Here is a 9068-nt window from a genome sequence, read left to right as displayed (position 1 = left end):
CGCTTGTTTTAAATCTTTTGCCAATCCTATGTCATGTAAGCTGACGACTAATTTTAAATGCCAAGCTTTACGATGTGGTAAATGTGCTAATCCACCAAATAACATCAACAGCGCATTTTTAATTTTGTTTTCGTTGTGGTCTGTGTTGCGGTCGAAATGATAACCTGTACGAAAAGCAGATTCTCCCACGGTGTAAGCTGCACCATCTAAAACGATTCTTCCTGGGACATCTTCCATCTCGGCTGTAGAAATATAACTGGGGATACGAACGACTTCAAATCCATCAACGAAAAGTTTCAGACTACCGTAACCATTATCGAATCCTGCTGGAAAGATTTTTTGCAAGGCGTGAATGTTGGGCATGGGGGTCAAGTGGGATACAAAAAAAGGGTGGCACAAAAATACCCTAAGTATCTCCTATATATACCCTAGATAGGGGCTAAAAGTTTAATTATTTTCAATTTTTGCCTTAGGGTATATTTATCCCATAAGTAACCCCTACATATACCCCAAAATATTTTATTTTAGCAATATAGACCCTATGTAGCCCCTGTGCAGGTTATAAGCAGGTAATATATAGGGGTCAAAGGAAATAGATACAAGTCTCTAATCTCTTTTTAGGGTATATATAACCCCCAGAGAACACCTAAATATACCCTAAATCAATTTTAGTTAGTAATTTTATGAGCATATAACCCACATTCCGCAGGTGTTTTTTGAATTTTCGGAATTATCTATAACCCAATGATAACAAGGCTTTCAGACAATTACACGCAATTCTATATTAGGGTGATGCCTTCGGCGCGGCGTAGCCATCGCCGATATACTTAAAGCTCGAATCAAGTTTATTGAGAATAATGTCAATAAATTAGTTGGTTTGAGATTAAATTCATTGAATACCGACCTAGATGGCAAAAAGTATGAAGTGGTTATTATGATTGGGTTTTAGCTGTTTTATGAAATTCTTTTTTTGACAAAATAACCTGCTGGGAAAAATATTTTGAGTATATTTACTCATGCTGAATGTGGGATATAATATTGCGTGCGAGTAGCAATGATGGACTCTACCACCCAATCAAATAAATTATGGAAGTGCGATCGCTGATTATTGACAATACCTTTTCATTGCCCAGGAAAGAGCGCAGGCTCAAAGAAATTCTGCATCCTTGAGACACTCTTGGACTGCCTTTTAGGTTAAAGAGGAGTTGATATCAATAGCAATCACTGTAGCGAAAGAATTGATTACTGATTCAGGTACACAAATTGTTAATTCCCCCAGTGGGTCGGAATTGAGAAAAGAATCCATAATTGCACAGCGACTTGTATAGGTAAGTGGTGTACCGTCAGCAAGAACAGATACTGATTTCACTCGTTTGATTGGCACACCTCTAACCGATATTGTTTCGTAAGGTTTCATTAATAGGTGTAGATAAATGCGATGCCCTTTGGGCAACTCCTTTGGAGCATCGTCTTCGGCACGCGAAGCGCGATCGCCCTTACAGGTTGAGGGACCGTAAAATTGCCAGGGTTCTAGTCCTGGTGTTGTATCGAGTATACTTTCAGAATGCTGAGACATCCATTTAGCTATATCTTCTAGACGCTCTAACTGCTCAGGTGGAATTTGCCCATTGCCCATTGGACTAATATTCAGTAAAAGTTTACCGCCTTTAGCTGCAACTTCGCACAATGTATGAATCAGTTGCCGAGAGGATTTGAAGTGATGATCATCTGGGTTATATCCCCAACTCTCATTAATAGTCAGACAGGTTTCCCACAGATGAGCCAGAGGTTGGGGGGGAATAAATTGCTCAGGAGTTGCAAAGTCTCCACAATTTGGTAAGCGGTCATTAATGAGAATATCGGGTTGTAAATCACGAATCATTTTTGCCAATTCTTGAGCCTGCCATTGCTCTGGAGTCCTTTCCCAACTTCCATCAAACCATAAGATGTCAATTTGACCGTAGTTGGTCAATAATTCTCGGATTTGATTGAACATAAACTGAATATATCGCTCCCACTGTTGCTGTGTGGGTTGAGGCAATTGCTCAAAGCGATAAGGTTTATCAGCTTCTGTAAAAGCCGGATAATCAGGATGATGCCAGTCTGAAAGTGAAAAATAAAGCCCAACTCGCAATCCTACAGAGCGCATAGCTTCAATATATTCACGAACAATGTCTTTTTTATAAGGTGCAGATGCAATAGAAAAATCTGACTCTTGGGTATGGAATAGAGCGTAACCATCATGATGTTTAGTAGTGAATACGACATACTCTACTCCTAAATTTTTGGCTAAATATGCCCATTCTTGAGGATTGTAATCTTGAGGATTGAAAGTATTGACTGTACGATAATATTCTTCAACCGGAATATCTTTGCAGAAAGGAAGACTGAATACACCTCCAACCATAGGCCAAGATAACTCACGTCCCTGATGGGAACTATGACCCCAATGAATAAACATCCCCAGTCGTGCTGTATCAAACCATGTACTCATCATGATGAAATTTAAATTAGTTTTTCACATTGAACGGTAGTCAGCAAATTTGACATAACCAGGTGAACTCGCCAAACTGCACGAGTTGCTTACATCTCAGTTCTAAGTGCGATTCGTTCAGTCGAAATGAGTAGAAATACTCAAGGATGACTGGCTTCTGTGAGATAACCCATAGGGTAGAGTTCGCACTTTAAATCTCTCACAGTTGATAACTTGATGTCCATGCTGGTGAACGGAATTATCCTAGAAACCGGAAGTCCAGCCGCCTTGGTGCGAGGTTGAAAGCACACAGCATTCCAGCAATGGTAATTCCCTAAGAGGAAACCCAAAGAGTAATCTTTGGAATCTCCACCTTCAACTAAGTAAGGTGGGGAGGATGTCAAAGTGTTTATTTAGCAATGAAACTCAACAAAAAATAAACAAGAAAAGTCTTTACAACTACGGTTAGATGTGATTATTATTTTAATTACTATATCACTTACTACATCAGGCAATGAACCAGATGTTTAAAACATTACCCGAAGTTGGGGGGCTGATTCGGGAACTGCGATTGGCTACGCCAGTGCCGAAGGCGATCGCCAGTGAGAAGTAATTATGAATAAATACCGACTTCTCGAAATTACTGAGTATATTTCAATCTTTGCAACTTTAGCTGGTTCTACCATAGCGGTGACAACAGGGCAGATAATTTATGCTACCGTGCCAATGGCTTTAGCACTGCTGCTTAATTTAGTTAGACGCTCTCAATTTGAAGAACGGTTAAAACAACGAGTCAATGAAAGTCATGCTGCCAGATATCAACAAATTGCAAATGATATTCAATTTATAAAAACAGCAGTTTTAGAAACTGATTTTCAAAATAATTCTGAATTAATCAACCACTATCAAAATTTACAGGAAACTTTAAATAGTTTAGTTTACCGGCTGTTAGCTGATGGGGTATTGAGTAGCCACGAAGCTGGTTCATCTGATCAAGGAATTGCAAATATAATTAGTGCATATCGTAACTATAAGGAAGAATACAAAAAATCCTATAGTGCAATGTTTCCACAAGAAGAGGAAGATTTGGAAACTGATGAATGATATTCAGCCTAGTGTTACCAATATGAGGACATGACAGACGACCAAGACATAAGACCCGCCGAAATCATTGAACAAAAAGACATTAAGTTAATTTGCTATCAGTGCTTTAAACCGGGTTTTTAAAACAGGCGATGCCTACGGCGAGCGAAGCTATCGCTACTCTTAAACGTCCCAGTTTATTTAACAATCAACAACAATCATAAATCAAAGGTAACACCCATGCAGGATATTCAACAAGTAGTAACATTATTTTTTATGACCTTCATTTATATACTGATGTTTTTGGCTTTCATCCCCGCACTAAAACTAGGTTGGATATTAAAAGAATGGTCTTTAGGTTTAGCAATTATTTGTTATCTATTTACTAATTCCACTCCACCCCATGATATACCTAGCATCATCTTAAATGCTTGTGCCTTGAGTGCAATGTTTGGCTTGTTGGTTATGTATATTCCCTACTGGTTAAAAGCCTGGGGTCGCTTTGGGAGAGAGTTAAAGCTATTACTACAAATTTAGAAATATGGCGGTTTCCGTTCTTGAGGGAAATCAAGGATAAATGCGAGCGCAATTTATTTAGTTAACAAACATATCAATGGAATAGTGAAAATAATGTGATATGAAAAATACAGTTTATTTTTCTAATGGTTCTCAAGTTAGTGGTGGACGTTATACCTCAGAAGATTATGAGATTCGCGCAAATGATATTTGTGTTATAGAACCTAGTAATCCGCGCAATAAAGCCAGAGGACACCGGGGAAGAATATGCAAGTTTACAGGCAAATCGAGAAGCACACAGAATGGATTATTAGCCCATGTAGAATTTTTAGATGAAAAAGGAGGCTATGGATATGTAAATCCTTGTGATTTAAAACCACATTCATAAGGTATTGACAAAATTTATTGTGATCGCCCCCGTCCCATCTCACCAAATTCTTGAGGGAAAAGTAATAGCATATTGGTTATTTCAGAGTAATCCCAAATATTACCGAATCATGGACGGCATTCGAGAATTTGAGCAGATGCTGTGGTTATGCTACTAATTTTGAAACAAAGTTCAATAAATAATATCAAAGGGTAAATAACATGAAACTTCAGAAAGTCAGCAACATAATATTAATCACCACATTGGTACTAACACCAATAGTTGATCAGACAATTCATATATTTAAAACCACAGCAGAAACTAACTCAAAGAATACTAAACAAAATACTGCTCAGTTTAAAACCTATATTTTAAATAGAACCATTTCCTTTAACTACCCATCAAAATGGCTATTTTTCAAAGTTGATAATAATTATATTTATATAACTAATCGTCAACCTAAATTTGCAGCTCCTTGGCCTTATGACTTCATCAAAACAGATATCACGATTGAAGTAGCTTCTTTAAAAGATAAAGCAACCGAGTATAGCAATACTAAGGCTGGACTTGAGAGAGATATTTTAAAAGTTGAAAAAATCAGAATTAATAACCGAGACAGTTACAGAATTTGGTCAACAGATGGTGAAACAAATACTATTTCTACCCTAGTTTATGTTTCTGCAAATAGAACCGCCAGCATCAATACTTTTCATAATCCAGGCAATACCAAAATTTTGCCAACAGTATATAAAATTCATGATTCTATAAAAGTTATAAGATAAAACGGAGTTATTAAGGAGCATCCCCAATTATGAAAAGTATAAAAGTTCAATTGTTACTTAAGTTCACATTTATTTTTACAGTTTTATCTTTAAGCTGCCATAAACAAGGATTAGCACAATTTCCTTCTGAAGTACCATCTAGCAATAAAGTTCATTCAGTTAGTCACGCCAAAAATGAAATTAGGAAGAGATTAAACCCTCCAAGTTTTTGTGATACTAAAGGATGTATTGCTCCACTATCTATTCAAATTTGTGCAATCGTAGGAAATCTTAACACACGAGTTAATGGAAAAATTATTGGCAAACCTCTAAGAAGTAAACGCCCTCTCAAAATAACATCACGAGAATTAGCTTTAATGAAGAAAATTTGGTCACAATGTAAAACTGTTAAAGCTGAAACCGTTTTTATAGGTGTTCCGGGGGAAGTAACTATTTATAGCCCATCTTGTGAGTTAAGGAATCAAATTCTCAAAGAGCTAGATTTACAAGAAAGAATGTATCAATGCAATTACTAATCAGTGTTTACAAATTATCAAACAGAAGCTAACATAATGAAAATCCGAATGTTACCACAAGCACAGCGATACCTACGGTGGGCGAAGCGATCCCTATTTATCTTAGGATTCAGTTTAATGACTTTCAGTGCTAATGAATTATCAGCATTAGCCCAAACTAGACAGCCCACAAATGCAGAATTAAGCAAATTACGTGAAGAACTTCAGCAAGAAATTAGGAGAACCAAAAATAATAATGTAGGTGCTGGTTATATTATAGATAGACGTACTCAAGTAGAAAAAAATACAAGAGAATCCTTTATACGTGCTTGGTCAAAAGTTGAACAAAGACTAGCACCTTTTATGGGTGTATGGTATGGATACGAAGATATTAGACATATTTATCCTTCCAAGATAAAAGGTCATGTTTGTATTGTTTCAACTGGTGAAGGTTATGGACGCTTTGATATAGGTGTTTTCTCTAATGGAGTCATCATAACTAATAACGGGCAAGTTTTATTCAAAGAAGGCAATTTTTTAGGTTCAGGAAGTTTGAGAAATGGTAAATTTATAAGTAGTAATGGTGAGATTCCTCTAAATAATCCTAGACCTCTTGAGTCACTAAATAAATTATTGAATTATATAATTGAGCAACCAGATAAAAGTCAAATTTCTCAACAATTTAAAGCTGCTGGTTGTACTTCTAGTTTACCAAATTCATCTGCAAATACACAACCCCAAAGTAAAAACGTTTCTACGATAAATAACCAAGAACTACCACCAGCACTGATAACAGCTATTCGTCAAGATTTTTTGCAATATCGGGAAGATTTTGGTTCTTATAAAGATAGCAGAGATCACCGAGTGTTTTTTGTTGATCTTAATAATGATAATGTCAAAGAAGCGATTTTATATCCAGCAGGGGGACGAATTTGTAGCAACCGTAGTTGTGGGATTTATATATATACGAAAGTTGGTAAAAACTATAAAAGAATCTCTGCCCAAGAAACTGATAGATATTCCGGTGTTGCTGGCTCAAGAAACGAACCCTCTATGGGGATTTTAAATACCAGTAATCAAGGATGGCGTGATATAGCAACTCGATTCTTTGACTATGAAACTAGAACAGAAAAGTGGTCAAGGAGTCGTTATGGAAATAATGGATATACAGATTCACCTTTAGTTGTAGTGCCAACTCCAGGAACTATTTTGGAATATTCATCAGGTATTCCAACAGACTTCAACAAATTTATAGCTCCTTAATCCAGCATTTAACATATCAATAGAATGAGTAAATTAATGAAAAGTAACCCGCTATTTATTTTAGGATTCAGTGTAATCATATTGCCAACTTATCAGTTATCAGCAGTTGCTCAAATAAATACATGGGGGGATAGTAGAACTTCATTACCAGTTGTAGCTAAGACTCAATCTCAAAATAATATCAATTTCAAACTTTGTTATGAATCAAAAACCTGGTTACGCCCAACACTAGCAGAACAGAAAAGACATCTAGGCATCTGAATTTTACAAAAATTCTCAAGCTAATTATAACTTAGCTATCCCTTTAACTCTCAATAAAAACATCAAAGCCTCTTTATTTCAAGGAGATGGATGGAATAACATAAGCTGGATTCAAAATGGTATATTTTTTCACGTATATTCCGGTTCTTGTTCCGAGAATGAATTAATTGCAATCGCTAACTCAATGGTTAATGAAAACCCAATTAAAAGAACTCGATAAAACAGTTACATTCATAAATAGAGGAGAACCCCATGAAACTAAACTATCTTTATTCATCAATAGTGACCATAGGAATTTTAAGTAATTCCTATTTACCAGCTTTAGCACAAATATCAGAATACTCAAATAGTTCAGAAGTATTAATATCAGAATCTAACAATAATATTCCTGGTAAAGCAGTATTTGATGTATATGATATGAGCAAGGGTAGTGGAATTATAACTAATTATAGTGGAGAAAACCCCAATGTTCCCAGACAAGATAATTTAGGATATTCTATTACTGGTCAAAAAAACATTGAACAGCTTAGTGAAAATCAATTATTCTCTGTTTTAATATTGCAAGATGGTTTTGTTAGGCTGGCTATTTTACAGCCTGGTCAAAAATCAAAAATCCGTTATATAGGTAAAGATTATCTGTTTAAAAAACTCATCAAAGTTGGAGAACGGAGATATATATTAAATTCTCAACGTGACCCCAATGAAGGAGGCGATAATTACTATGATGTTGACTTGAGAAACATTAGTAAACCCAACATCAAAAAAATAGATTTAGCTACTGTACAAAGATTAAGTAGAACCAATAGTAATCAAAAATTAAGTAATTCCAACAGTCGATCTACAAACCAATGTCAATCAGCAATCAAGCAAGCAAAAGCAACAATTACCAAAGGTAGAAAAATTACAGTAAATATTCAAACTTCTAGTTTTGGTGAAGAATATAAAACCTATCCTCCCGAATATTCTATAGGTTACACAATTCGACTTAGTGGACTTGCTACAGAATCAGTCATGAACTCTACCCAATTCATGAACATTATTAGTCAAAGAATTATTAATAATTGTCAATCTGTGGGATTAGTTAACTTCATTCAAGACCAAAGTGATTGGGTAATAAGATTTGGCAGTATTAATGGCGAAGTTAAACAGTTTAAATGTGTTGATCCTAATCAAGATAAAGTTGACTGGGGTGCTTATTTCTGCGTTTAGTTACATAAAGAGACATTATTTTAGCGATCGCTCTCTATCAACTTGCTAAATAACACCCTGTAGTAATAATTATCTTGTTAAACTATGATGAAGCAACTGAAATCCATTTTATTATTAGGAACAATCCTCACAGCCCAAGTTATCACTACCAAAGCATTAGCACAAGAAGTCAAAAAAGATAGTATAGTTCCCTCACAAAAAGATGCTATTGCGCTGATGCAAAATATTTGTGGTGCTGGGAATATTGCACAAGAAAAGGGAAAGATTGTTTGTAAAAAATGCCCGTCATTTACTAGTTATAATAATGGAACTGCTACCTTAATATCTGTAGTTTATGGCAGTTTTACCAAAGGCAGTAGTCGGGAAGCATTAGTAGACTTGGGAGATTGTGAACCCCATGCAGGTAATTGGGGAGGTTCTGTTTTATTGCGGCGCACTAATAATGGTTGGTCTAGAATCCGATATGAAAGTGGGTTTCGTTCCAATAGCTGTCTAAAAATCCCTAATAAAACAGGTCGTGATTCTCTGGTTTGTGAAGGTTCATATATGGGACAAGGTTATTTCATTACATGGCTGGATCACTTAGAAATTGGTACAACTAAAACCAAAAATATCAATCT

The 9068-nt window shown here is 35.8% G+C and carries 9 protein-coding genes and 2 pseudogenes; 9 read left to right on the top strand and 2 right to left on the bottom strand.

Features of this window, described 5'->3' with window-relative positions; all coding sequences use genetic code 11:
- A pseudogene (locus tag FJR11_RS23070) lies at window positions 1-363 on the bottom strand (hypothetical protein); the annotation flags it as partial.
- Between the two features lie 826 nt (window positions 364-1189).
- Entirely contained in the window at window positions 1190-2497 is a 1308-nt protein-coding gene (locus FJR11_RS23065) for an alpha-L-fucosidase (RefSeq protein WP_168507987.1), read from the bottom strand.
- A 591-nt stretch (window positions 2498-3088) separates the two neighbouring features.
- Here FJR11_RS23065 and FJR11_RS23370 point away from each other — a divergent pair.
- From FJR11_RS23370 to FJR11_RS23005, 9 genes and pseudogenes are all read left to right on the top strand, one after another.
- On the top strand, window positions 3089-3577 hold the full coding sequence (locus tag FJR11_RS23370) for a hypothetical protein (protein WP_174763182.1): 489 nt from the start codon (window positions 3089-3091) through the stop codon (window positions 3575-3577).
- Window positions 3578-3796: 219 nt separating this feature from the next.
- Window positions 3797-4093, top strand: coding sequence for a hypothetical protein (locus tag FJR11_RS23050; protein ID WP_168507983.1), 297 nt, complete (start codon window positions 3797-3799; stop codon window positions 4091-4093).
- 100 nt (window positions 4094-4193) lie between these two features.
- Window positions 4194-4460: a M20 family metallopeptidase gene (locus tag FJR11_RS23045; RefSeq protein WP_168507981.1), complete on the top strand. Its 267-nt coding sequence runs from the start codon at window positions 4194-4196 to the stop codon at window positions 4458-4460.
- Window positions 4461-4660: 200 nt separating this feature from the next.
- Window positions 4661-5221 (top strand): PsbP-related protein, encoded by a 561-nt coding sequence (locus FJR11_RS23035; protein ID WP_168507979.1) that lies wholly within the window; start codon window positions 4661-4663, stop codon window positions 5219-5221.
- A 29-nt stretch (window positions 5222-5250) separates the two neighbouring features.
- Window positions 5251-5736 carry a hypothetical protein gene (locus FJR11_RS23030; protein ID WP_168507977.1) on the top strand — a complete coding sequence of 162 codons (486 nt, stop codon included), beginning with the start codon at window positions 5251-5253 and terminating at the stop codon, window positions 5734-5736.
- Between the two features lie 36 nt (window positions 5737-5772).
- Complete coding sequence (locus FJR11_RS23025) at window positions 5773-6978, top strand: hypothetical protein (protein ID WP_168507971.1); 1206 nt, start codon at window positions 5773-5775, stop codon at window positions 6976-6978.
- Window positions 6979-7276: 298 nt separating this feature from the next.
- Window positions 7277-7459, top strand: a complete 183-nt coding sequence (locus FJR11_RS23965) for a DUF4367 domain-containing protein (protein ID WP_168507989.1) — start codon at window positions 7277-7279, stop codon at window positions 7457-7459.
- Window positions 7460-7491: 32 nt separating this feature from the next.
- Window positions 7492-8448: a hypothetical protein gene (locus FJR11_RS23010; protein ID WP_168507973.1), complete on the top strand. Its 957-nt coding sequence runs from the start codon at window positions 7492-7494 to the stop codon at window positions 8446-8448.
- Between the two features lie 84 nt (window positions 8449-8532).
- Window positions 8533-9068: pseudogene (locus tag FJR11_RS23005) on the top strand (hypothetical protein); the annotation flags it as partial.

This window comes from Anabaena sp. UHCC 0187 (assembly GCF_009712035.1).
Taxonomy (GTDB): domain Bacteria; phylum Cyanobacteriota; class Cyanobacteriia; order Cyanobacteriales; family Nostocaceae; genus Dolichospermum.
Note: the sequence above shows the minus strand (reverse complement) of the source record. Positions and strands in the feature narration are given on the sequence as shown.

Bases quoted from the DNA above. Each gene is read 5' to 3' on its own strand.
- FJR11_RS23010 (WP_168507973.1), top strand. From the start codon at position 7,492: ATGAAACTAAACTATCTTTATTCATCAATAGTGACCATAGGAATTTTA.
- FJR11_RS23025 (WP_168507971.1), top strand. From the start codon at position 5,773: ATGAAAATCCGAATGTTACCACAAGCACAGCGATACCTACGGTGGGCG.
- FJR11_RS23065 (WP_168507987.1), bottom strand. From the start codon at position 2,497: ATGATGAGTACATGGTTTGATACAGCACGACTGGGGATGTTTATTCAT.
- FJR11_RS23030 (WP_168507977.1), top strand. From the start codon at position 5,251: ATGAAAAGTATAAAAGTTCAATTGTTACTTAAGTTCACATTTATTTTT.
- FJR11_RS23050 (WP_168507983.1), top strand. From the start codon at position 3,797: ATGCAGGATATTCAACAAGTAGTAACATTATTTTTTATGACCTTCATT.
- FJR11_RS23035 (WP_168507979.1), top strand. From the start codon at position 4,661: ATGAAACTTCAGAAAGTCAGCAACATAATATTAATCACCACATTGGTA.
- FJR11_RS23045 (WP_168507981.1), top strand. From the start codon at position 4,194: ATGAAAAATACAGTTTATTTTTCTAATGGTTCTCAAGTTAGTGGTGGA.
- FJR11_RS23370 (WP_174763182.1), top strand. From the start codon at position 3,089: ATGAATAAATACCGACTTCTCGAAATTACTGAGTATATTTCAATCTTT.